The sequence below is a fragment of the Leucobacter sp. G161 genome, from assembly GCF_001482305.1.
GTDB lineage: Bacteria > Actinomycetota > Actinomycetes > Actinomycetales > Microbacteriaceae > Leucobacter.
Genome location: NZ_LOHP01000058.1, coordinates 36,205 through 60,983 on the forward strand (window position 1 = coordinate 36,205; position 24,779 = coordinate 60,983).

At 64.7% G+C, this 24,779-nt stretch carries 17 protein-coding genes and 1 pseudogene; 8 read left to right on the plus strand and 10 right to left on the minus strand.

Annotated elements, in window-relative coordinates; translation table 11 throughout:
* Positions 1–3 precede the first annotated feature (3 nt).
* The 3 genes from AUL38_RS17550 to AUL38_RS07065 are packed head-to-tail and all read right to left on the minus strand — an operon-like array spanning position 4 to position 2,784.
* Positions 4–615, minus strand: coding sequence for a response regulator transcription factor (locus tag AUL38_RS17550; RefSeq protein WP_059060532.1), 612 nt, complete (start codon positions 613–615; stop codon positions 4–6).
* Positions 608–1,540: an acetamidase/formamidase family protein gene (locus AUL38_RS07060; protein WP_059060534.1), complete on the minus strand. Its 933-nt coding sequence runs from the start codon at positions 1,538–1,540 to the stop codon at positions 608–610. The genes AUL38_RS17550 and AUL38_RS07060 overlap by 8 nt, the downstream gene beginning before the upstream one ends.
* Positions 1,540–2,784 (minus strand): aromatic amino acid transport family protein, encoded by a 1,245-nt coding sequence (locus tag AUL38_RS07065; RefSeq protein WP_059060536.1) that lies wholly within the window; start codon positions 2,782–2,784, stop codon positions 1,540–1,542. Before AUL38_RS07065 ends, AUL38_RS07060 begins: the two co-directional genes overlap by 1 nt.
* Before the next feature lie 290 nt (positions 2,785–3,074).
* On the opposite strand from AUL38_RS07065, the gene AUL38_RS07070 reads away from it, so the two are divergent.
* A complete protein-coding gene (locus AUL38_RS07070) occupies positions 3,075–4,346 on the plus strand; it encodes a diaminopimelate decarboxylase (RefSeq protein ID WP_059060538.1) in 1,272 nt (423 codons plus the stop codon).
* A 77-nt stretch (positions 4,347–4,423) separates the two neighbouring features.
* Here AUL38_RS07070 and AUL38_RS07075 read toward each other — a convergent pair whose 3' ends face one another.
* Genes AUL38_RS07075 through AUL38_RS07085 form a run of 3 tightly spaced genes read right to left on the minus strand, consistent with a single transcriptional unit; the run spans position 4,424 to position 6,359 of the window.
* Entirely contained in the window at positions 4,424–5,242 is an 819-nt protein-coding gene (locus tag AUL38_RS07075) for a hypothetical protein (RefSeq protein WP_059060541.1), read from the minus strand.
* The gene (locus AUL38_RS07080) at positions 5,239–5,961 is read right to left on the minus strand and encodes an ABC transporter ATP-binding protein (protein WP_059060543.1); all 723 of its coding nucleotides are present in this window, start codon (positions 5,959–5,961) and stop codon (positions 5,239–5,241) included. Before AUL38_RS07080 ends, AUL38_RS07075 begins: the two co-directional genes overlap by 4 nt.
* The gene (locus tag AUL38_RS07085) at positions 5,961–6,359 is read right to left on the minus strand and encodes a GntR family transcriptional regulator (protein WP_059060545.1); all 399 of its coding nucleotides are present in this window, start codon (positions 6,357–6,359) and stop codon (positions 5,961–5,963) included. Before AUL38_RS07085 ends, AUL38_RS07080 begins: the two co-directional genes overlap by 1 nt.
* A gap of 104 nt (positions 6,360–6,463) precedes the next feature.
* On the opposite strand from AUL38_RS07085, the gene AUL38_RS07090 reads away from it, so the two are divergent.
* Both AUL38_RS07090 and AUL38_RS07095 read left to right on the plus strand, forming a co-directional pair.
* Complete coding sequence (locus tag AUL38_RS07090) at positions 6,464–6,868, plus strand: YchJ family protein (protein ID WP_059060546.1); 405 nt, start codon at positions 6,464–6,466, stop codon at positions 6,866–6,868.
* Positions 6,869–6,936: 68 nt separating this feature from the next.
* A complete protein-coding gene (locus tag AUL38_RS07095; RefSeq protein WP_059060548.1) occupies positions 6,937–8,418 on the plus strand; it encodes an alanine/glycine:cation symporter family protein in 1,482 nt (493 codons plus the stop codon).
* 19 nt (positions 8,419–8,437) lie between these two features.
* Here the strand turns inward: AUL38_RS07095 and AUL38_RS07100 are convergent, their stop codons facing one another.
* Together AUL38_RS07100 and AUL38_RS07105 are read right to left on the minus strand one after the other, a co-directional pair.
* Positions 8,438–8,887: a MarR family winged helix-turn-helix transcriptional regulator gene (locus tag AUL38_RS07100; RefSeq protein WP_201023705.1), complete on the minus strand. Its 450-nt coding sequence runs from the start codon at positions 8,885–8,887 to the stop codon at positions 8,438–8,440.
* Between the two features lie 105 nt (positions 8,888–8,992).
* Positions 8,993–11,146, minus strand: a complete 2,154-nt coding sequence (locus AUL38_RS07105) for a heavy metal translocating P-type ATPase (protein ID WP_059060550.1) — start codon at positions 11,144–11,146, stop codon at positions 8,993–8,995.
* 121 nt (positions 11,147–11,267) lie between these two features.
* On the opposite strand from AUL38_RS07105, the gene AUL38_RS07110 reads away from it, so the two are divergent.
* Positions 11,268–11,954, plus strand: a complete 687-nt coding sequence (locus tag AUL38_RS07110; protein ID WP_059060552.1) for an HAD hydrolase-like protein — start codon at positions 11,268–11,270, stop codon at positions 11,952–11,954.
* On the opposite strand, the gene AUL38_RS07115 is transcribed toward AUL38_RS07110, so the two are convergent.
* Positions 11,951–12,610 carry a pentapeptide repeat-containing protein gene (locus AUL38_RS07115; protein ID WP_059060555.1) on the minus strand — a complete coding sequence of 220 codons (660 nt, stop codon included), beginning with the start codon at positions 12,608–12,610 and terminating at the stop codon, positions 11,951–11,953. The genes AUL38_RS07110 and AUL38_RS07115 overlap by 4 nt on opposite strands.
* 278 nt (positions 12,611–12,888) lie before the next feature.
* Between AUL38_RS07115 and nrdI the strand changes: the two genes are divergently transcribed.
* The 4 genes and pseudogenes from nrdI to AUL38_RS07135 all read left to right on the plus strand — a co-directional run bounded on the left by nrdI (position 12,889) and on the right by AUL38_RS07135 (position 17,157).
* Positions 12,889–13,371: a class Ib ribonucleoside-diphosphate reductase assembly flavoprotein NrdI gene (gene nrdI / locus AUL38_RS07120; RefSeq protein ID WP_059060557.1), complete on the plus strand. Its 483-nt coding sequence runs from the start codon at positions 12,889–12,891 to the stop codon at positions 13,369–13,371.
* Positions 13,368–15,524 (plus strand): class 1b ribonucleoside-diphosphate reductase subunit alpha, encoded by a 2,157-nt coding sequence (nrdE, locus tag AUL38_RS07125; RefSeq protein WP_059060558.1) that lies wholly within the window; start codon positions 13,368–13,370, stop codon positions 15,522–15,524. The genes nrdI and nrdE overlap by 4 nt, the downstream gene beginning before the upstream one ends.
* A gap of 32 nt (positions 15,525–15,556) precedes the next feature.
* Positions 15,557–16,560: pseudogene (nrdF, locus tag AUL38_RS07130) on the plus strand (class 1b ribonucleoside-diphosphate reductase subunit beta).
* 24 nt (positions 16,561–16,584) lie between these two features.
* Positions 16,585–17,157 (plus strand): NADPH-dependent FMN reductase, encoded by a 573-nt coding sequence (locus AUL38_RS07135; protein ID WP_059060561.1) that lies wholly within the window; start codon positions 16,585–16,587, stop codon positions 17,155–17,157.
* Between the two features lie 84 nt (positions 17,158–17,241).
* Here the strand turns inward: AUL38_RS07135 and AUL38_RS07140 are convergent, their stop codons facing one another.
* Positions 17,242–24,546, minus strand: a complete 7,305-nt coding sequence (locus AUL38_RS07140; protein WP_153006500.1) for a DUF5979 domain-containing protein — start codon at positions 24,544–24,546, stop codon at positions 17,242–17,244.
* Positions 24,547–24,779: the final 233 nt, after the last annotated feature.

The following is a 24,779-nucleotide window of genomic DNA, read 5'->3' on the forward strand; positions in this document are numbered from 1 at the left end:
GCGCTAGCCGAAAAGATCCTTGCGGCTTTCAATGCCGAGCTTCTGCAGCACGTTCGAGACGTGGGTCTTTACTGTCGGGATACCAACGAAGAGCTCACGTGCGATCTCGGCGTTTGTGTAGCGCTGCAGCATGAAGCCGAGCACCTCCTGCTCGCGTGCGGTGAGTGCAGAGCCCTGCACGCGCTCCTCAATGTTGCGGGCACTCGCCCCGGTATCGGTCGTGACATTCCAGACCCGGCTCCCGCGCGCGGTCGCGCGCACTGTCTCGACGAGGCGGCCCTCGGGGTGGTCCTTGGTGAGGAAGCTGTCGGCGCCCGAGAGGAACGCGAGTGTGGCGTCCGTGTGCCCCGTGTACGACGTGTACATCATGACCCGCGGGCCCTGGTGGAGCGACTTGATCTCCCGGCAGAGCTCAAGCCCGTCGCGCACTCCCCCGAGCCGCAACGGCAGAATCACCAGGTCCGGCATGGTCTCAGCAATGGCAGCCAACGCCCCGACCGAGTCGGCGGCTTCGGCGACGACACCGAGATCGTCGTGGGCGCCAAGCACCGTCGACAGGCCGAGCCGCACGATCGGGTGATCCTCAACGAGTACGATCTTCAGCGCCTCAGTCACACTGTGCCTGTTCGAACAGCACCGTTGGGCACCACTCCCGCGGAATCGTGAGCCGTGCAGTGACCAACGGGTTCACCGCCTGGCTCACCTCGGTTCGCACGATGAGACTCGACAGCCGATAGGCGTCGTCCCAGCTGAGCGCTCGCCAGCCGCGCACGAGATCGACGATCTCAGCAAACCCGAGCCGCACGGCGACGTCGAGCGTCCCGGCGCTCGCGAGGACGCTGAGCCCGTCTGCGTGCAGCAACACGGGAAAATGACCCAGGGCTGCCAGAGCACCCTCACCAGCAGCATCGCTCACGCGCTCGATCCGCAGCCGAACACGGCCGGAGATCTCGACGCCAGTCCCGCCAAGCTCGCCGTCGCCCTGCACCGCGTGGAGATCACCAACTGCGAGGAGTGCGCCGTCGTGTCTCGCGCGCAGCACCAGCGAGGTTCCAGCCTGCAGCAGCCGTGTGTCGAGGTTGCCACCGTGTTCGCCCGGCCACGACGAGCTCACTGGATCCCCTGCTGGAGCAACCCCCAGCACACCAATCATCGGCGCGATCGGGACCGGAGTCTCCGGGGTGACCCAGGCCCTCCCGTCTCGTACGGGGACAATGCGCGTATCCGGGGTCGAGATCCGGTCACCAAGCACGCCGAGACCCGGAGAGAGCGCCATGACGCCCGCCTCACCGATCTCGATCGCCTCGATCTCAACCCGGATCACGTCACCAGCACGCACGCCCTCGACTCGCACCGGGCCAGTAGCCCGATTGAAGTGCGCCATGTCGATGTGCGGGCGCAGTACAGTTTCAGAGGTGATTTGCCCTGCGTAACAGTCCTGAGTTTCACACTCGAATGCTTCGCCAAGCGCGACCACGGCGACCGGCTCGTGCTGAGCCGAGAACGCCGTGATCGCGGAGCTCGCGGGAATGCGAAGCATTACGCCCAACCGTCGGGGACGAGGCCGAAGGCGGAAACGAGGGAGTACACGAAGGCAAGTCCAAACACCGTGATGAGAAGGCCCTGAATAATCGGGTGAGACACCCATCCGGCCTTCCAAGCAGGCTCCTGGTCACCAAACTTGCGGGCGCGGTGCAGCATCAGGACGGGGATGATGGACATAATCGCACCGGCAAACCCACCGGCGTAGCCCAGCGCCGACACGAAGCCGGCAAGCTTGAAGACTCCGATGAGGAATGCGGGGACAGCGACAAGTACGATCGCGGCGACACGGTAACCGGGCGCACCCTCAGAAGGCCACTTGAAGCGGTCGAAAATGTTCGACATGAGAGTGAGCGCGATCGCCCAGAATGAGGTCATCATCGCGAGTACAGCGAAGATGTTTGCGAGGTAGTACGCGGCCGAGCCGAGCTGTTGGCCCCAGGCCACCGTCACAACTTCGGTGATGCCGTCGGGGCCCATCATGCCGAGGGCAGCGAGCGGAACAAGCGCGAGCAGGAACCCGGTGGCGCACATGCCGACGATGATCGAGCGAGGCAACGCACGGGGGCTGCTCGCGGCCAGACCGCGTGCGAGCTCAGGGACGGTGTACTGCGCGATGAAGGCGAATACTGCCAGGTTCACAATCGGGATGATGAAGTACGGCTGAACGTATGTGAGGTTCGTCACGTCGATGCCGGGGCCGACGAAGGTCCAGCCGCAGAGCACCAAGATGAGCACGAGCATCGCGATAGTAATCGCCTGCTCAGAACGGCCAGTTGCTTTGAGTCCCAGCCACACAACGAGCACGCCGGGAATGAAGAAGAGCAAGCTTCCTACTGCTTCGGGAAGACCCAGCAGCTCTGACAAGATCCTGCCGCTACCTGAGGTGTAGGCAATCAGTGCACCAAGTCCGTTTACGGCGACACCGGCGAAAACCAGCCACGATCCGGTATTGCCCAGGTATTTCTTTGCGAGCCCGGCAAGCTGCAACGGTTCCTTCGTACGGAGCGCCACCTCAGCTACGTAGAGCATGGATGCGGTGGTGAGAAAGCCAGCGACGACGAGCGCGATGAGTAGGGCGGGGAAGCCACCGCTGCGGGCACCGTACGGCAGCGCCAGAATTCCAGCACCGATGTTTGCGCCGAAGATGATGGCGACGCCCTGCCAAAACGTGATCGTGGTGCTGTGCGGCTTGGCCGTCACCGTCTGGGCGGCTGCGCCCTGGTGGGAAGCGGTTGTCATTTCGTGTCTTTCTTCGTGAGTTCTCGAGCCCCAGGCGCATGGCTATCACCATGAGTGGGCGCAGCGATGCGCACACAAGAGGGCCCTGCCCATGCAGCTCCGCCGGGCACAGTTCACCATATGGGCTGCGTTGCTACGCCTTCTCATACCAAGAGGATGATTTCAGGCGAGAACTCATCCCCCAGGATGGATCTGCTATCAAACGAACAATCCTAGCCTGTGCTGAGGGGCAGATATCGCCAGAGCGCGGTCCCGCACACCACGAGTTTGAGAGCGCAGCACAGCACATCATGAGCGATTCCGCACGACGGTCACACATCCTTACCGGGGCCCTGGAGCAGGGCCTTCTGCACGCAGAGCACGCACCGCTCGTCGCTTTCCTCGACTGGGAGCGGGTTCGGCTCAATGTTGCTCACCTCATGCGCGCGTTCCCGGCTGACATCCCGGTGCTCCACGCATTCGCGGTGAAGGCAAATCCGCTGGTTCCTGTCCTCGAACGCCTGGGCGAACTTGGCATGGGCGCCGAGGTCGCGAGTGACGGGGAATTCACCGCTGCCATCAGCGCTGGGATCGACCCGAGCCGGCTCGTCTTTGACTCCCCCGCCAAGTCGTGGGGCGAGCTCCGCCGTGCGCTCGGCCACGGAGCGGCACTCAATGTCGACAACTTTCAGGAGCTCGCACGCGTGCGATCGATACTCGCCGAGACCGGATCGGAATCCGAGATCGGGATCCGGCTCAACCCGCAGGTCGGGGCCGGCGCGATTGCGGCGATGAGCACGGCGAGCGCACACTCGAAATTTGGTGTCCCGCTCCGCGATCCTGGCATGCGCGAGCAGCTCATCGAGGCCTACCTTGCCTCGCCCTGGCTCCGTCGCGCGCACACTCACGTCGGCTCACAGGGCTGCCCGCTGCCGCTCATTGCAGAGGGAGTGCATGAGCTGGTGCGCTTCGCCGACGAGGTCAACACGCGTGCGGGGTACGCGCAGATCCGCACCCTCGACATCGGCGGCGGGCTGCCGGTCGACTTCGAGACCGACAACCCGGTCTCAGCCTTTGGCGACTACGTTGCTGCCCTTGAGGAGGGTGCGCCGCGGTTGTTCTCGGGCGACTATGAGCTCGTGACCGAGTTCGGCCGGAGCATCCTCGCGAAGCACGGCTTCATCGCCGCACACGTCGAGTACACCAAGGAGGTCGGTGGCCGCCGCGTCGCGATCACCCACGCCGGTGCACAGATCGCCACGCGCACCGTCTTCATGCCAGATGCCTGGCCGCTCAGGGTCGAGGGCTTCGGACCGGGCGGGGCGGTGAAGACCACCGCGCAGACCGCAGTGCACGATGTTGCGGGGCCCTGCTGTTTTGCCGGCGACCTCGTTGCTCGCGGGCGGGAGCTCCCGCTGCTCGAACAGGGCGATATCGTCGCGCTGCTCGATACCGGGGCGTACTACGCGAGCAATCCGTTTCACTACAACTCACTGCCGGTGCCGCCGGTGTACGGCGTCGAGCTCGATGGCGCGGTCGCCGAGTTCTCGACCATCCGGGCGGCGGACTTCGCCACGGTGTAGCCCCGACATGCGATGCCGTGAACCGGCCGCCGCAGGTATGTCCCTGCGGCGGCCGGTTCACGAGATGCCGTTGCTGGCTATCTGAGCGAGGTGTGGCGATCCACCGAGCGCGCGCCCCACCACCAGAGCAGCACCGCCGCGATGAGCGGCATGATAACCACACCGAGGCCGATCACGTTGGGCGTCGCGTTCGGGTCGGCGATCGCGGCCATGAAGTCCGTGAGCATCCCCTCGGCAACCAGGCTGCCCGCGTCCGGCCCCGTCAATCGAACACCGAGCGGGATGAACAGCAGCGCCGCGAGGTTCACGAGCTGCATGACGAAGTACAGGATGATGGTGCCGATCACCGGGGCACCGAAGCCCAGGTGGTTAAAGCGCCCCTCGGCGCCGACCGACATCATGGTTGCTCCCGCGATCACCGAGAACACGAGTTGCAGCACGAGTGCCCCGCCGATGAACCAACCCATCTGTGGATCCAACGTCGTCACCGCCTCCCGCAGGAACTCGAGGGCGCCCTGGCCCTTCATGAGCGCAAACGCGATCGCTGCGAGCACCAGGCCGCCAAGGGTGATGGCGAGCGCTGCGAGACTCACAACGAGCCCGTGCAGCACCTTCGCCGCGTAGAGCGTGCGGCCGCGCACCGGCAGCGTCAGCGTGAAGTAGCCCTCGGCGCCGTACATCGTGCGCCAGTAGTTCGCGACGAGCACGGCGAGCACGACCGGGGTGAACACGAGCGTCACGCCGATCCCGAGTCCGAAGGCGAAGCCATCGACGAACGGCACGCGGAGCGCCGCGGCGCCGAAGCACACGAGGATTGCGACAAGCATGATGCCGACCGCGGGCAGCAGGGTCCGCCGACTCGTGCGGAACTCCTGCGCGAAGAGCGTGCCGATCATGCTGCGTACACCTTTCTAAAGAGGGCGTCGAGGCTGACGCCGTGTTCTGCGCGCAGCTCGTCTGCGTCGCCCTGCAGCAGTACCTGGCCGCCGCGGAGGAAGACGACCGAGTCGACGATCGACTCGACGTCTTGGATGAGGTGGGTGGAGACGAACATGAGTGCGTCGTCGGCGAAGTTCGAGATGATCCCGCGGAGGATCACGTCGCGCGACGCCGGGTCGACGCCCGAGATCGGCTCATCGAGGAGGTAGACGTGCGCGCGGCGGCTCATCGCGAGCGACACCTGGAGCTTCTCGCGCATGCCCTTCGACATCTCCTTCAGGCTGCGATCCCACGGCAGGCCGAAGAAGTCGACCATCTCGCGAGCCTTCGCCTCGTCGAAGTCGGTGAAGAACCTCGCGTACTGCGCGATCGAGTCCTGCGGCTTGTGGTAGTCGGGCAGGAACGAGGCGTCGGGCAGGAACGACACGAGTGCCTTGGATTCGGCTCCCGGCACGTGGCCCGCGATGCGCGCTTCACCCTCCCAGTCGGCGAGCACGCCGGCGAGGATCTTCAACAGCGTCGTCTTCCCGGAGCCGTTGTCGCCCATGAGGCCGACGATCTGGCCCGCTGCGAGGCTGAGGTCGAGGTTGTGCAGGGCCGGGCGGCCGCGATAGGCCTTCGTGAGGCCGCGCACCTCGATGGCAGGCGGGGCCGCCAGCAGTTGCTCCTCGGTCATCAGGTGTCCTTTCGGTCTGCGCCGGGTGCGGTGTGCGCGGTCTGCGCCGCCCAGCGTGCTGCAAGTAGTTGGGTGGTTTCAGTGAGACTCATGCCGAGCCCGCTCGCGGTGTCGACGAGGGTGTCGGCGGTGGCTGCGGCGAGCGCGACGCGTGCCGCCTCGATCGCGAGGAGGTCGCTCGTCACGAAGCGGCCGGCGGTGCGCTCGGGCACCGTGAGGCCGAGCCGGTCGACCTCGCCGAGCGCCTTCTGCACGGTGTTCGGGTTCACGCCGAGCTCAAGCGCGAGCTCGCGCACCGACGGCACCTTCAGGCCACTGAGCCACTCGCCGGACGCGATCCGCCGCCGGAACTCGTCGACGAGCTGCGCCCAGATGGGCCGGGAATCGTCGAGCTGCATAGTGCGGTCCTTTCCTGCGGGGTGTGGATCACGACCCCCGTCATGTATCACTGTATTGCGACAGTGATACAGTTTGCAAGTGCCGATTCGGATACGGTGGATCCGTGAGCAGCTCAGACCTCGACGCAACGATCCCCTGCCCCTGCGGGCTCGGGAGCCCCTACGCGGCGTGCTGCGGCCCGATCCACGACGGTAGGCCGGCCCCGACGGCGAGCCAGCTCATGCGCTCCCGCTACAGCGCCTTCGCGCTCGGTCTGAGCGACTATCTGCTCCGCAGCTGGCACGCGAGCACGCGCCCGAGCGAACTCGAGCTCGACGCCGACACCAGGTGGCTGCGGCTCATCATCGAGTCCGCCGAGCACGGCGGCCCCTTCGACGCCGCAGGCACGGTCACGTTCGCCGCGATCGGCCGGACACCCGAGGGCAGATTCGAGCAGCGCGAGCGCAGCCGCTTCGTGCGCGAGGGCGGCAACTGGTTCTACGTCGACGGCGACGAGCCGCAGGCATAACGCCGTAAACCCTCAAGAAGCGCACAGAGACCCTAGCCAGGCCCCATCGATCCACCTAGGCTCGTTCCATGGCAACGATCAGTGATCTCATTGCGACCTGGGGCGACACGTTCTGGACCTGGCTCGTTCTCCCCGTAGTAGTCCTGCTCGGCCTGTACCTCACGGTGCGCTCGGGAGTCGTGCAGTTCCGACTCATCCCGGACATGTTCCGCACGCTCACCGACAAGACCCCGAAGGGCGAAGACGGTAAGCCGCAGTCGGTCTCCGCGTTCCAGGCCTTCACGATCTCCGCGGCCTCCCGCGTCGGCGCCGGCAACATCGCAGGCGTCGGCACCGCGATTGCCGTCGGCGGCCCCGGAGCCGTCTTCTGGATGTGGCTCATGGCTTTCATTGGCGGTGCCTCCTCCTTCGTCGAGTCCTCGCTCGCGCAGCTCTACAAAACGAAGGACGCGACGGGCTTCCGTGGCGGCCCCGCGTACTACATGGAGCGCGGCCTCGGTGCCCGCTGGATGGGCGTGCTCTTCTCGGCGGTCCTCATCGTCTGCTTCCCCATCGCGTTCTCGTCGCTCCAGGCCAACACGATCCAGGCGACGCTCTCAGGCAGCTTCGGCGGCGAGACCCCCTCCTGGCTGCCGCTCGTCACGGGCGCCACCCTCGCGATCCTCATGGCGGCAGTGATCTTCGGCGGCGTCAGGCGTATCGCGTCGGTTACCCAGACTCTCGTACCGCTCATGGCCCTGCTCTACCTCCTCCTCGGCCTCATCATTGTTGGCCTGAACATTCAGGAGATCCCCGGCGTCTTCGCGACCATCTTCACCTCGGCGTTCGGCGCACAGCAGGTGACGGGCGCTGCGCTCGGCTACGTGATCCTCACCGGCATCAAGCGCGGTATGTTCTCGAACGAGGCTGGCCTCGGCTCGGCCCCGAATGCGGGTGCGTCTGCCGCGGTGACGCACCCGGTGAAGCAGGGACTCGTGCAGACCCTCGGCGTCTACTGCGACACCTTCTTGATCTGCTCGATCACCGCGTTCATCGTGCTTGTCGGCACCCCCGACCTCGCGGGAGCAGCGAAGGGGATCGTGCTCACGCAAAACGCGATCTCGGGGGCACTCGGGCCGTGGGCGAACGTGCTCCTCACGGTGATCATCTTCCTGCTCGCGTTCTCATCGATCCTCGGCAACTACTACTACGGTGAGTCGAACATCGAGTTCCTCAGCGCCGGCAAGCGCGTGCTCACCGGGTATCGCGTCTTCGCTGTTGCCGCGGTATTCGCCGGCGCGATCGTCTCGGCCGACATCGTCTGGAACCTTGCGGACGGCATCATGGGGGTCATGGCGCTCATCAACCTCGTCGCGATCGCGCTGCTCTCGGGCGTCGCGTTCAAGCTGCTGCGCGACTACACGCAGCAGCGGCGGGGGGGCAAGGATCCCGTGTTCACTCGCGACAGGCTCCCCGAGCTGCGCGGCGTCGAGCAGTGGGCAGACGAGCGCTCGGTCACCGGCCGCGTCGATCTCCCATCGCCCGGGCGGGCACCCGGGTCCGCTCACTGAGCTCCTGCCCGAGCGGGAACTACATGTCGCGGACGGCGTTCCGCAGGGTGCCAAGCAGCCGGCACAGAGCAGCGTAGTCCTCGTCCGAAAGCTCGATCGAGCTCGCGATGTCGAGCGGCACGAGCAGCACCTGTTCCTTGAGGTGCTGGCCGCGTTCCGTGCAGAACACGCGCACCTGACGACCGTCCGTCCCGACGCGCTCACGGGCGATGAATCCCTCCGCTTCAAGGCGGGCGAGGATCGGAGACACCGTGCCGGAATCAAGGTCGAGCTCCGCACACAGCTCAGAGACGGTGCGGCCGTCGAGCTCCCACACAGCGTGCATCGTCAGGTACTGCGGGTACGTGAGATCAAACTCGAGGAGCTTTCTTCGGTACGCACCGACCATGGCGCGTGAGGCCACGTACAACTGAAAACTCAGTCGGTCTGCCAGCGCAGCCGGCACCTGGATCTGGTCTGCTTTCTTCACAGCGTTCCCCCTTCAGCAGTACGTTAGCTGACTGCGGTTTCCCCAAACCACTGCCAGCACACGTTTGCGTGTGTCACTGAGACTATCGGGTGCCGCCCGAACGCGTTAGCCGTGCAGCGCCTCTCGCGTGGTCACCTCGGGTCTGAGATCCAGCCGCCGGAGCAGCTGCGCATTCAGTGCGACCACCACCGTCGAGAGCGACATGAGGATCGCACCGACCGACATCGGCAATACGAAGCCGACCGGGGCCAGCACCCCGGCTGCCAACGGCACGGCGAGCAGGTTGTATCCGGCCGCCCACCACAGGTTCTGGCGCATCTTTCGGTATGTCGCCTTCGAGAGCTCGATCACCGACACGACTGAACGCGGGTCGTCACTCGCAAGGATCACACCCGCCGACGCAATCGCGACATCAGTTCCCGCACCAATCGCAAGCCCGACGTCTGCCTGCGCGAGCGCTGGCGCGTCGTTCACGCCATCGCCAACCATCGCGACCCGCCGCCCCTCGGTCTGCAGCTTGAGCACCTCCGCGGCCTTGTCCTCGGGCCGCACGCCCGCGAGCACCCGGTCGATGCCAAGCTCTTGCGCGACCGTGTTCGCAACCGCCTCAGCGTCCCCCGTGATCATCACGACCTGGACACCGAGGGCGTGCAGTGCACGAACCGCGTCGCGGGACTCCTCGCGGATCTCATCGCTGAGCGCGAGCGCACCGATGACCTCGCCGTCGCGCAGCACGTGCAGGATGATCGCGCCCCGCTCGCGCCAGCTGTCTGCCACGCCAAGCTCGCCGGCGCCCTCCTCCTCGAGCAGGTACGGACCGCCAACGCGCACGACGTCGCCTCCGACAGTTGCGGTGACGCCAACCGCCGGCGAGGAGCCGAAGTCCGTCGACGCCGGCACCTCGAGGCCACGATCACGCGCGGCGCGCACGATGGCCTGGGCCAGCGGGTGCTCGCTGTCCTGCTCCGCGGCAGCGGCAAGCGCGAGCACCTGGTCCTCGCTGTGGCCTCCCGAGGTCTCGACCTGAGTGACAACGGGCTCACCCTTCGTGAGGGTGCCGGTCTTGTCAAACAACACGGAGTCGACGAGTCGCATGCTCTCCAGCGCGAGCCGATCCTTCACGAGAATGCCGGCGCGTGCAGCACGCTCGGTCGCGATCGACACGACGAGAGGGATCGCGAGCCCGAGCGCGTGCGGGCAGGCAATCACGAGCACGGTGATGGTGCGCACGATGGCGTCGTCGGGGTTGCCCACGAGCGTCCACACGATCGCCGTGATCACGGCGGCCCCGAGCGCAAACCAGAACAGCCAGCCCGCTGCCGTGTCGGCAAGGCGCTGCGCGCGCGACGACGAGTTCTGTGCCTCGGTGACGAGCCGCTGAATTCCGGCGAGCGCGGTATCGTCACCGATCGCTGTTACCTCGATGCGCACACCCGAATCGGTCGCAACGGTGCCGGCGGACACCGCGTCGCCGACCGAGCGACCGACGGTGCGCGACTCACCGGTCACCATCGATTCGTCGAACGAGGCGCGCCCGTCAACGACCCGCCCGTCTGCAGGCACGCTGCCGCCCGGCCGCACAACGACAACGTCGCCGACCCGAAGATCACTCGGTGAGATCTTCACGATCTCGCCGTGTTCGACCCGCTCAGCCTCGTCCGGCAGCAGCGCCGCGAGGGAGTCGAGTGCCGAGGTCGTCTGCGCGAGCGAGCGCATCTCAATCCAGTGGCCGAGCAGCATGATCACGACCAGGAGCGCGAGCTCCCACCAGAAGTCGAGCTCGTGGCTGATGATCCCGAGGGTCGCCGCCCACGAGGCGAAGAACGCCACCGTGATCGCAAGCGCGATGAGGAGCATCATGCCTGGCTTGCGCGCCTTGATCTCGTCAACGGCGCCCGTCAGGAACGGCTTGCCACCCCAGACATACATGACCGTGCCGAGCGCAGGCGAGACCCACGCGAGCCACGCGACGTCGGGCAGCTGGTATCCGACGATCGACGCGAACATGCCGGAGAGCGCAACCGTGGGGATCGCAAGCACGAGCATGATCCAGAACATCCGGCGATACTCTGCGACGTGCCCCTCGTGGCCGCCGTGCCCCGCGTGGTCATCGTGCCCCGCGTGGTCATCGTGGCCAGCGCCGTGTCCGGCGTGAGTGTCGTGAGCGTCGTGAGCGTCGCGGCTGGAGGCGTGCTCCGGGTGCGCTGCGTGCTGGGCATGGCCGTCGTGGTCCGCGTGCCCATCGTGTCCTGTCGTCATGGTTCCCCCTCGCGATGCTGTCGACACCCCCACCGTACCCCCTGGGGGTATTATTCGCGAGAGTCGCCCTGCCCCGAGGCTATTCCTATGCGCTGGCTTCGGCTAGCCCTAGGATCAAAGAATGGAGACTTCTGCGTTTAGCTGCATCCTCTGGGACGTCGATGGAACGATCGCCGATGCCTCCAAGGGCATGTTCGCCCGACTCACTGCCGTGCTCGAGACGTTCGGCCACGACACCCCGTCGACCGCGGAGCTGTCCCTGTGGATGGGCCCGCCCATGCTCGAGTCCTTCCAGGTCCGTGCAGGCATGAACCCCGAAGACGCGCAGACAGCACTCACGCAGTACCGCGAGCTCGCCTCCCGCGAGGGCTACGCGAGCTCGGTCGAGCTGTACGCTGGCGTCCCCGAGATCGTGCGCGCGGTCGCCGCGGCCGACATCCCCCAGTCGACCGCGAGCACCAAGCCGGAGGTGCAGGTGCGGGCGATTCTCGACCACTTCGGCTTGCTCCCGGAATTCACTGCCATTTCAGGCGCCCGCTCCGGGCCCGAGGGGCAGCTCGACAGCAAAGCGTTCGTGATCGAGCGCGCCCTTGAGCGCCTCGCAGCAGCGGGTGCAGACATCTCACGGCCCGTACTCATCGGCGACAGGCACCACGACGTGGAGGGCGGTGCAGCACACGGTATCCCCGTCATCTTCGCCGACTGGGGCTTCGGCCTCAACGAGGAGGCCGAAGCGGCCGCGCATCACGCGATGACCCCGGCAGAGCTGCGCGGCCTCATTCTCACCGCAGCCCAGGCAGCCAGTTAACCGTCGACTGTTGCCCCGAAGTGGGCCGCGAAGGTCTCCGCGAGGAGCGCGACCTGTTCGTGACTGAGTAGCGCCCCGCGCAGCCCCTCGAGCCCCTCGATCTCGTGAAACTCGAGCCCCCGCAGATCCAGGGCGCCCGACTTCGACTTCGTCAGGTTGAGCTTCTCAGCGACGCAGCCCTCGAACGCTACCCGAGCGGTTGTTGCGCCACCGAAATCGATCTCATCGAACGTGCAGTTGCGAAACAGCACGTCCTGGAGGTTCGCGCCGCGTAGGTTCACCCAGCCGAGCTTTGACCCCTCAACGACAACCCGGCGAAGCTCGGAGTCGCTGAGCTCAAGTGCCCCAATCCGCGATTCAATGACCTCCGCGTCGCGCCAGGTGCTGCCGTGCGCGGAAACGCTCGGAGCAGAGCAGCGCGAAACCCTGCTCTCGAGCAGTCGTGCACCGCGCAATTCCAGTCGGTCCTCAGTGACCTCGGTCAGCTCGCACTCGAGCAGCGTGACGCCGGCGAGCGAGCGCGGCAGCACGGGTCGCTCGAATCGCAGCCCGTCGAGATCCGCCCCGGGCAGTAGATCCCCCGACTCCCCCTCGGCAAGGTTCCGCAGCACCAGCGGGTCGATTCTCGGAGCGGTCGCGGACTGTCGTTTTGCCATGCGGCCACCCTACGGGGCTCCCCCGACAGCGCACCGGCGGAACCCCAAGCGCACTCTGCTACCCGCTCCTGGCCGCTCGGAATCCCAAAACCTCGGGCACGGAAGTTTCACGTAAAACATACTGTTCGGCATGCCGAACATTATTTGTTCGGCGTGTCGTACATTCTTTCACCCGGCGAGTGTCAATACTAGATCTGGGCCGCCACACCGATCGCGGCACTGCATCTAGTGGTCGGAATTGTCTTGACCACGCGCTACCCGGGAGGCGGTTTCCCCCAATGCCAGCACACCCACAGGCTCCGCAGTTCAGCACAACCGTGCTCAGCGGCGACGATTCGCCCGATCTTGTGTATTTTTCGAGCGTGTCTGAGAACACCAGACGCTTCGTCGAACGACTCGACCGTCCGGCAGCACGCATCCCGCTCCGGCCGCGGCTTGAGGGCACCATTCAGGTCACGCGCCCCTACGCGCTCGTCCTCCCAACCTACGGCGGCGGTGAGCGGGCGGGCGCGATCCCCAAGCAGGTCAAAACGTTCCTCAACGACCCGGCGAACCGGGCCCTCCTCCGCGGCGTCATCACCGCGGGCAACACCAACTTCGGCGAGCACTACTGCATCGCCGGTCCGATCATTGCCGCGAAGTGTGCGGTGCCAGAGCTCTACCGCTTCGAGCTCCTCGGCACCGAGCGCGACGTGGATCAGGTTCGCAACGGCCTCGCCCAGTTCTGGGATGACGCTTCAGAGAGAAGGAAGACAGCATGACACTCACCGACACCCTCAGTGCCGCGCCAGCCGGCATCGGCACCCGCAGGGAAGACCACGCACTGAACGCCGGACTCAACCTCTACGCGCCAGACGGCACGATCCAGTTCGAGAAGGATCGCGAGGCCGTGCGCGAGTACCTGAGCCAGCACGTCGCACCCAACACCAAGCACTTCGACAGCGTCACCGATCGCCTGAACTGGCTGATTGCCAACGACTACTACGAGGCCGAGTTCCTTGCCGCCTACACGCCAGACTTCGTCGTCGATCTGCATGAGCGCGCACACCGCGCAGGCCACAGCTTCGAGACCTTCCTCGGCGCGTTCAAGTTCTTCTCCGCCTACGCGCTGAAGACCTTCGACGGCGACACCTATCTCGAGGGCTTCGAGGAGCGAGTCGCTGCGACCGCACTCTTCCTCGGCCGCGGCGATGAGCGGCTCGCGCAGCGACTCCTTGAGGAGATGCTGACCGGACGTTTCCAGCCAGCCACTCCCACCTTCCTCAACGCCGGCAAGGCGCAGCGCGGGGAGCTCGTCTCCTGTTTCCTGCTGCGTCTCGAGGACAACCTCGAATCGATCGGCCGCAGCGTGAACTCGGCGCTGCAGCTCTCGAAGCGGGGCGGCGGGGTCGCACTCCTCCTCACTAACCTCCGCGAAACCGGCGCCCCGATCAAGCGCATCGAGAACCAGGCCTCCGGGGTCGTTCCAGTGATGAAGATTCTCGAGGACTCGTTCTCCTACGCGAACCAGCTCGGCGCCAGGCAGGGCGCCGGCGCCGTCTACCTGCACGCGCACCACCCTGACATCCTCCGGTTCCTCGACACGAAGCGGGAGAACGCCGACGAGAAAATCCGCATCAAGACACTCTCCCTCGGCGTCGTCATCCCCGACATCACGTTCCAGCTCGCCAGGGACAACCTCGACATGCAGCTCTTCAGCCCGTACGACGTCGAACGGGAGTACGGTGTGCCGCTCTCGGACATCGCCGTCAACGACCGCTACGACGAGCTCGTCGCGAACCCCAGGGTGCGCAAGACCGCGATCAGTGCCCGCGGCTTTTTCAAGACGCTCGCCGAGCTGCAGTTCGAGTCGGGCTACCCGTACGTGATGTTCGAGGACACCGTGAACCGCGCGAACCCGCTGAGCGGACACATCAACATGTCGAACCTGTGCAGCGAGATCCTGCAGGTGAATACGCCCTCCCGCTACGACGCAGCGATCGGCTACGAGATCGTCGGCCGCGACATCTCGTGCAATCTCGGCTCGCTGAACATCGCGCGCGCGATGGCATCCCCCGATTTCGGCCGCACCATCGAAACCGCGGTGCGGGCGCTCACGAGCGTCTCCGACCAAACCGATGTCGCCGCTGTCCCCTCGGTCGCGGCGGGCAACGACGCGTCGCACGCGATCGGACTCGGGCAGATGAATCTGCACGGCTATCTGGGCTCCGAGCGGATCCACTACGGCAGCGCCGAAGGCATCGATTTCACGGACATCTACTTCCTTACCGTGAGCTACCACGCGCTGCGCGCTTCGAACCGGATCGCGCGCGAGCGCGGGGCGCGCTTCGCAGGGTTCGAGACTTCCGCGTACGCTGACGGTTCATACTTCGACCGCTACGTCGAACGTGACTGGCAGCCGGCCACCGAGCGAGTGCGCGAGCTGTTCGCGCGCGCCGGCATCCCGATCCCCTCGCAACAGGATTGGGCGAAGCTCCGGGACGACATCCGCGAGCACGGCATCTACAACGCCTACCTGCAGGCGGTCCCACCGACCGGTTCGATCTCGTACGTCAACAACGCGACGGCCTCGATCCACCCGATCGCCGCGAAGATCGAGATCCGCAAGGAGGGCAAGCTCGGCCTGGTGTACTACCCCGCGCCGCACATGACCGACGAGAACGTCGAGTTCTTCGCCGACGCCTACGAGATCGGCTACGAGAAGATCATCGACACCTACGCTGCCGCAACACAGCATGTCGACCAGGGGCTGTCGCTCACGCTGTTCTTCCACGACGCCGCGACCACCCGCGACATCAACCGGGCGCAGATCTACGCGTGGCGTGCCGGCATCAAATCCCTCTATTACATCCGACTCCGCCAGCCCGCGCTTGAGGGCACCGAGATTGAGGGCTGCGTCTCGTGCGCGCTCTAACCCACCCACCGTTCAACGCAGAAAGCAGCAGCATGACTCTTCTCGACCGCTCAGTCACCCCACCCGCATTCCGCCACGACCCCACCGCGCCCCTCCGCCCGATCAACTGGAACCGAGTCGGCACGACAAGGATCTTGAGGTGTGGAACCGGCTTACCGCGAACTTCTGGCTCCCCGAGAAGGTGCCGCTGTCGAACGATATCCCCTCGTGGGCGAAGCTCACGCAGGAGGAGCGCACGCTCACCATGCGCGTGTTCACCGGCCTCACCATGCTCGACACGGTACAGGCGAGCGTCGGGGAGATCAGTCAGATCCAAGACGCGCACACCGAGCACGAGGAGGCCGTCTATACCAATATCGCGTTCATGCAGGCCGTGCACGCCCGCTCGTACTCATCCGTGTTCTCGACGCTCACGAGCACCCCAGAGATCGATGACGCCTACCGCTGGGCCGTGGGCAACGAACTGCTGCAGGAGCGCGCGAAGAAAGTGCTGGCCCACTACTTCGGCAACGACCCGCTCAAGCGGAAGGTCGCGTCCACGCTGCTGTCGTCACTGCTGCTGTACGCCGGGTTCTACCTGCCGTTGCACTTCTCCGTGCACGCGACGCTCACGAACACGGCAGACATGATCCGGCTCATTCTTCGCGACAAGGCCGTGCACGGCTACTACTCGGGCTACAAGTACCAGCGCGGCCTCGAAACCCAATCCCACAAGACGCAGGAGCACATGCGCGAGTTCACGTACGCGCTACTCGAAGAGCTCTACGAGCTCGAGCTCGCCTACTCGGGAGAGCTCTACGAGCCGCTCGGGCTCATGGACGACGTTGCCGTGTTCGTGCGCTACAACGCGAACAAGGCGCTCATGAACCTTGGCTACCCGGCACGCTTCTCCGCCGAGGAGACCGAGGTCAACCCCGAGATCCTCGCCGCGCTCTCCCCCGGCTCCGATGAGAACCACGACTTCTTCTCCGGCTCGGGATCCTCATACGTCATCGGCAAGGCTGAGGACACGAGCGATGCCGACTGGGATTTCTAGACCGTATCGAAGAAAGGACACCACGTGATTCACCGGATTTCAGTACTCGTCGGAAGCCTGCGCAGGCACTCAACCGCGCGCAAGATCGCCATCAATGCGATCGGCTCATTCCCCGACGACTTCGACGCCAGGCTCGTCGAAATCCGTAAGCTTCCGCTCTACGATTTCGACTTCGACGACCCATCGGTCACCGATAAACAGACGCCGCCCGAGTACACGCGCTTCCGCGAGACCATCAAGGCATCAGCGGGCGTGCTCTTCGTGACCCCGGAGAATAACCGTACGGTCCCCGCCTGCCTGAAGAACGCCGTTGACATCGGCTCGAAACCCAACGCGGACGTCGCCTGGACGGGGCTGCCCGCCGGGATCATCAGCCATTCAGTAGGCAGAATGGGCGGGTACAGCTCGCAGAAGAACCTGCGACTGGCGCTCTCCTACTTCGACATGCCTGCCCCTGGCCAACCAGAGGTGCACATCGGCCGGTCACACGAGGTGGTGGCTGCCAACGGGCTCTTCGTCGACGAGTCGACTGACGCATTCGTCAGTGACTACGTGACGCGGTTCGCGGATCTCGTGCGCGCGAGCGCGCGCGGCTGAGCGGCCCCATAACCGCGTGAGGGGTGAGGATCGGTATCATTTCCGATCCTCACCCCTCACGCGGTTTGCGTCAGCCTCGCGCGGCTACTCGTTCGTCACGCGTCGCGCGCGCAGCACGACCAGTACCGCGCCGAGGAGCACGAGGCCACCACCGGCGAACAGCCAGCCGAGCGGGAGCTCGCCACCGGTGCCCGGAAGCTTCGGCTTGTCGCCGTCACCCGGCTTCTCGCCGCCCTCGTCTACCGGCGGAACCGGCGGATCGAGCGGGAACTCGTTGACAACCGTGAGCTCGATGACCTCGTCAGCGACCACCGTCGCGGTGCCGACTGTCGCATCACCAGAGTTCCGCGTGATCGTGACGCTGGCTGCGCCAGCAGCCTCGGCCTCGCGGAGCTCACACTCTGCGCCAACCGGGAGGCCCTCGTAGCTGGCTACGAGCCCGCCTTCAAGCGACAGTTCGCGGTCCGCGCCGCCCGGGATGAGGAGCTCGGTTGCGCCACCGTCGACGGAGCAGGCGAGCGCGACGGTGAAGGTCTTGTCTGCGGCGAGGCTTGCCCCGTCTCCGACGATCTCCTTTGTCACCTGCAGCGCACCGGCGTCGTAGGTGTTCACGGCGGTGAAGCGGACAGGCTCGGTCAGCGAACCAGCAAGCACCGGCTCCTCCGACGTATCAGGCGTCACAACCGAACTCGTCGCACCACCCGTACCCGTCTCCGTCACACCACACTTGGCACCAGCCGGCAGCGTATCCACGCGCACAACCTTGCCCTCGAGCGCCTCAGCCTTCGTGATCTCGAACGTGTCCGTGAACACATCCTCGCCCTCGAACGTACACAGCACATCAAACGTGAACGTCGTGTCATCGGCAAGCGCCGCAACACCATCGCCCTCGAGCTGCTTCACGATCTCAAACGCAGCCAGCGTGAACGTGTTCACAGCGGTGAACGTGGCCTTCGCGCCGTCCTCAACAACGACCGGCTGCTCCGGTGTCATCGTGGCAGACGTTGCGCCGCCGTCGTCAGTTTCAGTGAAGCCGCACTCAGCGCCCGCAGGCAGCTTGGTGATCGTGTGCTTCTTGCCTGCGACAACATCAGCCTTTGTGAGCTGAACGGTGTCTTCGTACACGGTCTCGCCCTCGAACGTGCACAGCACGTCGAAGGTGAACTTCGTGTCGTCAGCCAGCGCTGCTACGCCGTCGCCCTCGAGCTTCTTCGTCAGCTCGATCGCGCCGGTAGCGAAGGTGTTCTCGAGCTGGAGCTGAAGATCGGGTGCATCATTCGTGATCTCAAACGTCCACGACCCATCCTCGTTCTCTTCCAACGGTGTCCCGCCGCTCGTGAGCTGCGCAGCGGCACCGTTCGAGTTTGTCTCGGTGAAGGTACAGATCGCCCCGATCGGCAGGTTGTTCACGAGCCATGCCGGGCCGCCGGCGGTGAGCTCGGTCTCGGTAACTGGGAGATCGAGCGGTTCACCCTGGAAGGTGCATGCTGTTGCAACGCTGAAGCTTCCGTAATCCTGCGGATCCCCTGCAGCGTTCACCGCACCGTCAACCGTCTTCGCGACGGTGAATGAGCCGAGATCGTAGCGGTTCTCGAGCTCGAGCAATGCTACGGGCTCGCCGTCACGTCCGGCGGCGACTGTTCCTCCTAGGATCTCCGACGAGCTTTCACCGTTTGCGCCTGGCTTGTCCTGCACGGTGCACCTCGCACCGAATGGCAACGGCTGCTCCAGCGTGTAGGTCTCATCGGCCTGCACGGTGATCCCGATCGGATCGAGTGCAACCTTGAGCTCGGGGTTATCGGGGCTCTGCACCGTACACAGCACCTCGAGGTCGAAAGTGTCGGGAGCGAAGCCTTCCGCCCCCTCGCCCACGACCGTCTTCAACACCGAGAGCGGCCCGGTCGCGAGCGCTACGCCCACGCGCAGTCCCTCGGTCGGGAGCACACTGGCGCGCTTCTGTCCGTCAGACGACACCGTCTGCGCTCCGACGCCGATCGAGTTCCACGCGACGGTGTCGGCGGTCATCTTCGGAGCCTGCGCTGGCGTGCGGGTTTCGAAGGTGTAGGCGAGCCGCTCGCCCGGCTGCAACTCCTTGCCCTTCGGGAACTCGAAGACCATCTTTACGTGGCGCACATCCTTCGGGTCAATGCCTGCAGCGTTCAGATCGTCTGGGAGTGGCTGCCAGTAACCGGCGTCGCACTGCTGCTCGGTCGGCTTCAAATCGGCGACACACGCTGGATCCTCAGAATTCGAGTAGTAGCGCGTCGGCATGACGTCGTCACGGTACTTCGCTCCGTCGGGAGCGGTGTCCGTCACCACGCCAATGTTGCCTTCCCAGCTCGGTCGCCACTCTGACTTGCGTGGCAGGAGCACAATTGCACCCTGATCGCCCACATCGGGGAGCGAATCGATGGTGACGACCTTGTCCATCGCGAGCGTGCCAGTGTTCTGCATCTCCTCGCGCCACGTCTCTTTGCCAAGCGGCTTCGTGATCGGCACGGAGTTGCCCGCAAAATAGCCGGTGTCCGTGTCCCCAAAGTGCGGAACGTGTGGCAGGCCCGCGTTCGGGTTCGGAACGTCAGCGAGGCCGAGTTCGTTGTCGTTCGCTCGCACGTACTTCTTACCGCGCAGCGCGCCCGCCTCGGTCGGGTAAACCTCAGTGGTCGTTCCACACTCATCGACCTGCGGGTCAAGTTCGGTCTCGAAATTACAGCCCGCAAACTTCTCACCGAGTCCCGAAGAGACACCAAACTGGTTGGTCAGGCCGTTCTCGGAGCCGGCAAGCACACCGGGGCGGAACATCATGTTCGCCGTGATCGTGTAGACCTCTCCCGGATACAGGTTCGTGCCCTTGGGGAACTCGAACTTGATCATCACGGGCTCAGCACCGTCGACGACCGGCTTCTCGTCCTTGTCGAGGTAGCTGACTGTGACGCCTGTGGGGTTTGTCGGCAACACTGATGTCGCGGGGGCCATGCGGTTCTCGAGCTCGTATGAGAATCGCTTCGACTCTTCCATATCGGGGTCGAACACCAGCTGCGGTTTGCCATTTGTGCCGACAGGGAGCCGGTCGATGATCACGGGCTGGCCGATAGCATTCGCGCTGTTGATCTCGTTGTCTTCAACGCGCACCACGGTGTTCGTGGTCTTCAGTTTGAAGGGGATCACCGATCCGGGGGCCTGAGCACCGAGCGGAGTCTTCTCGACGGCGACCTCAATGCCAGCATCCACATAGTAGATCTTCGTGGTCGCTTGGGTCGATGCGACGAGCGGCAGCAGGTCGTCGGAGCCCGCGACCGGGAACTTCATAAAGCTCTCGACGTTGGCATCCACGGTGTTCGTGAACACGCCACCGTTCCCATCTGCAGGCTCGCCCGGTGCAACCGGAAGCGCGGTGTACGGCACAGGGGTGTCCGTAGGCGTCACGAGGAACGCGCGGCGCTTCATGTGCAGGTCGATCTTCGCATGCGGGTTCGCAGGGTTCTCGAATGCGATTGCCTCGCCTTCGCTGTCGACCGCAGTGTAGGTGAAGCGAATGCCGCGCACCTTGTCAAAGTCCTGAGGAACAATATCCGCGAGTAGGGTAGCCGCAGCATTTTCCACCTTGCCACCCTTGACGGTGACAGGGGAAGCGGTGCCGGCCTTCCAGCCCTCGACGCCGGCGGAGACATCCGCCGTGAAATCGAGCGTGTTCGCTTCTTCGTCAAAGGTGTACTCGCCGAAGAGCAGCTCAACCTGTACTCGGTTAATCGGGTTCGGCACGGCGAGCGTGTCTCCCGTGAAGCCCTCGAAACGGTAGGCGTTCCAGAAGCTCTCGGCGGAGCCAGCGTCTGCCGAGCGATTCGCACCGGAGTCGGTGACGACGAGCTTGTCTGCTCGGGCTGTACCGGTCGGGCGACCGGTCAGCTCCATGCTGATTGCAGCCCAATCTTCCTCAGCGTAGCTTTCCTCTCCCGGCAAGATCTCAGCGACCTGCGTATCGGGGGTGAACTTCTTCGTCGTGAGCACACCGAGTTCGAAGGTGTCGACCTTGATCTGCGCGTCATCGGAGGAGTCAACCGAGTGCTCCTGCTCGAGGCCAAGCAGGTCGGTGACGGACGCGGTGGTGCCGTTCTTGACGGGTGAATCAACGACGGTCACGGGCTTGGACGGATCGCTGCGGTGCGTCTTGCGCAGCTGCAGATCGAGCTGGCGGGTTGCGGTTGCGGTTGCGCCGGAGACGATACGGCCCTCGTGGCGCAGCTCGATCTTCACAACGTCGGCGAGCTCGGCGGGGGTCATCGCGATGGCCTGGCCAGGCGTTGCGCCGCCCTTGCCGGTCGGATTGATGATGCTGCCATCGCTCTTCGTCAACACGACGAGCGTCTTGTCGGCGTCGCCGCCCTCAACGGGGTGCGGTGCCTTCACGATGCTCCGCAGCGTGAAGATCTCGAACGGGCTCGCCTTCCCCTCACCGGGGTCGACGATCGTGAGCTGATCAACCTTCTGCTGCGACGTGTTCTTAGCGCTGATGGTGACGCGGCTCGTCGGGTACGACGAGGCTGGTACGTCGAGCGCGGGCACACCCAGCGGGCCGCCCGACCAACCCTTCGACACAGTGACGCCCAGCGGGCGCGGCACGATCGTGATGTCGTCGTCTTCCTGGTCGTGCTCGACGCCGCCACCTGGCTGCTCGCCGGTGGCGCTGCCCCAGTTCTTTACCAAGCCTTCTTCGCCTGCGACGTTGAAGATCTCGCTGGCGATGACTGCCTTCGCGGGGTTGCTGCGACGCACATCGCGCAGCTCCCACTCAAGGTCGACCTTGCGGTCGCGACCCATCGATTTGGTGAGCCCGGTGCCGGGGGCGGGGGCATCTGAGGAGGTGCGACCCTCGCGGTTCTCTTCGAGTACGATCCGCACAGCCGTAGCGTCCCGCTGCTCGTCGGCAGTGAGTTCGATGTCGCTCATCGTCTTCGTGAAGGGCAGGCCGGTCGCGTTCGCTGCGGGTACCCATGCTCCATCGATCCACAGATCGATCGCGGTGATCATATCCCAGCCCTTGGTGAAGCCGGTGTCCTTCGTGACAGCCTTCACTGCCACGAGGTTGAATGCTTCGAAGGTGGTGTCAGCCACGGCGTCAGCCGGTCCTGCTCCGGGGATCTTGCCCAGGCGGGTCTCACCGAGCGTCATCCGGTCGAAGGCGAGGTTCTCGGTCGACCAGTGCAGGCGTGTGGTGGCGTGATCGCCCGAGCGCTGCACGATCTGCGCGGGATTGCCCGCGTCGACCCAGGTCTTGTCGAAGAGGTCGTACTCGCCTGGAACCGGGGCGTTCACCGTGATGTCATCGCACGAGGGCGCGTCTGTGACGTCCTCGATCGGGTTGCCCTCAGTGGTTGCGGAGTCCGAGGAGGTCGCGCAGTTTGCGAGCTCGAGCGGCTTGTCACCCTCATACTTCTCGTCGAGGGTTGCGGTGAAGCTCGGGTTGACGTTGAACTCGCCGGCCTCGTGCGGCTCGAAGCCTGGGTCCGGCTTCGTGAACGCAAACTGGATGCCGCCCATCTTCTTGCGGATCTCTTCAGGGATGTCCTTGGTGACTACGCCAGTCAGCGCGTCGAAACCGGGGATCGTGCGCCACTCCTCCGCCTCGGTGTCCCAGTAGCGCACGGTGAGCGTGGCCCCCGCGGGCACATCCGTGTTCGTGACTGCCTGGGGAGTGAAATGATCCCAGAAGCCTGAGGAGTCAACGGGTTTGCCGTCTGAGTACTGTGCGGGGTCGCTCACGATGATCTCGTTCGCTGGCACATTCGAGCCGGGCTTTACCACGGTGGTGGGCAGCTGAACGAGCACGCCCTCGCCCGGGTAGCCCCAGATCTCCCCTGGGGAAAGCTTCTTCTCCGTAACGATCTCGAGCTTCTTCTCGCTAAAGGTGACGTCGGCTTCTGCGGTGTCATTGGCAGGCTTCGAGCCTGCAGTGCCGTCGACACCAACGACGTTGGTCACCTTCTTGGAAGGTTCTGCCTGCTCGTTTGCCTCGGCGGTGAACTTGATCTCGCTCGAACTGCCGGGCTCCACTGGGCCGGTGAAGTCGAGCTGGAAGTGCTTCAGTGATCCGAAGTCTGCGGGGAGCGCGGGGAAGTCGCTCCCGTCTGTAAGGTCGGCGGTGAACGTCTGCTCCGCGCCGGTCTTGTCAAGGTAGACAAAGGTGATCTCGCCGCTCTGAGCGGTCTTAGGGAACTGCACCTTCGAGGTGAACTTCTTGAAGTCGAGCTCGGCAGCGAAGTCGCCGCTCGCGGGCTCACGAATCGAGAAGGTGTCGAGGTTCAGTGCGCTCGTATTGGTGCCTTTGAGGGTGACCGTGGTCTGTTGTCCCTCGATTAGTTCGTTCGGGGAGAATGACTTCTCCGCCTGCACGGAAAGCGCCTCCGTGAGAATCGTGTAATCGGCCTCGTCGTCGGCGACCGCGGTGTCCCCACCGAGCCCTACTTCACTCTCGACGGTGTTGTTCACGACCGTCTTTTCCTTAAGCTCTTCAACATCATTGCGCTGCTCGAGGTTCAGCACAAAACCACCACCGGCGTTGGTGGGGATCTTTGAACCGTCTGCAGCGGTGAACGTGACGCGCACGCCCTTGGCGTCGCCGGGCGGTGCGTGTGGCATAGCACTGGCAGACAGCACCTCTGAGACCCATTCGCCGTCGATGAAGTACTCGACCGTTGCGGTGTCCTGCGCACCTTCGGGGAAGGTGAGGGAATCGATTGTCGCGATCTTGAGCAGGTCAAACGGGTTCGGTGAGGCGGTCGGATCGGTGGGGTCCGTGAGCGTGAGCGTCCCGCCGCCCGCGTTCGCCTTGTTCGTGCCGTTCACGGTGAGTTGCGTCTTCGAGCCGGGCTCAGCCTGGCCGGAGGTGGGGTTGTAGAACTTCTCAGCCTCGGTGACGAGCTTCTTCTCCACTACTGGGACGACCTCGACGACATCCGAAACCTCGACAGCATTTTCTGCATCAGCCGTCGCGGTGTTCACGATTGGCTTGCCATTTGCCTCATAAGGGAGGTCTTCGCGCAGGCGCACCTGAATGGTCACCACCGCGTCGGCGTTCTCAACCAGACCGACACTGCCATCACCGAGTGGGTCGGTGAACTCGACGGTGACCTGGTTGCCTTCGACAACCGGAGGATTTGACTTCGCGTTACTCACCGACACGCTGTCGGGAATGATCTCGAACTCGGCAGGGATCAGATCGGAAAGCGTCGCGCCGCGGCAGCCGAGATCTGAAATCGTCGAACAGCCGAGTTCAATGCGGTACTCCATGACCTCGCCGGGCTTGAGCGATTCCTTCGAAGCGGACTTCGTGATCTCGAGCACCGAGGTGGTTTCGGCCGCGAGTCCCGCTTGCGGCGTGGTGATAACCATGCCCAATCCGAGGGCAACGCCCACTGTGAGCGCGATGCTCCGCGCACCGGATTTCGTAAGTTTTCCTAAGCGGCCCACGTTAGTCCCCATCCCTCATGAGCATGTCGTCACACCAAAACCCCCGAACGACACATTTTGGCTCCACAGAAATCTATGAACCGCTTTTGCGCACCCTGAGCTTGGGAGACTTCGGTATTTCCACCCGTTCCACGCCATTTCCCTGCCAGAAACGC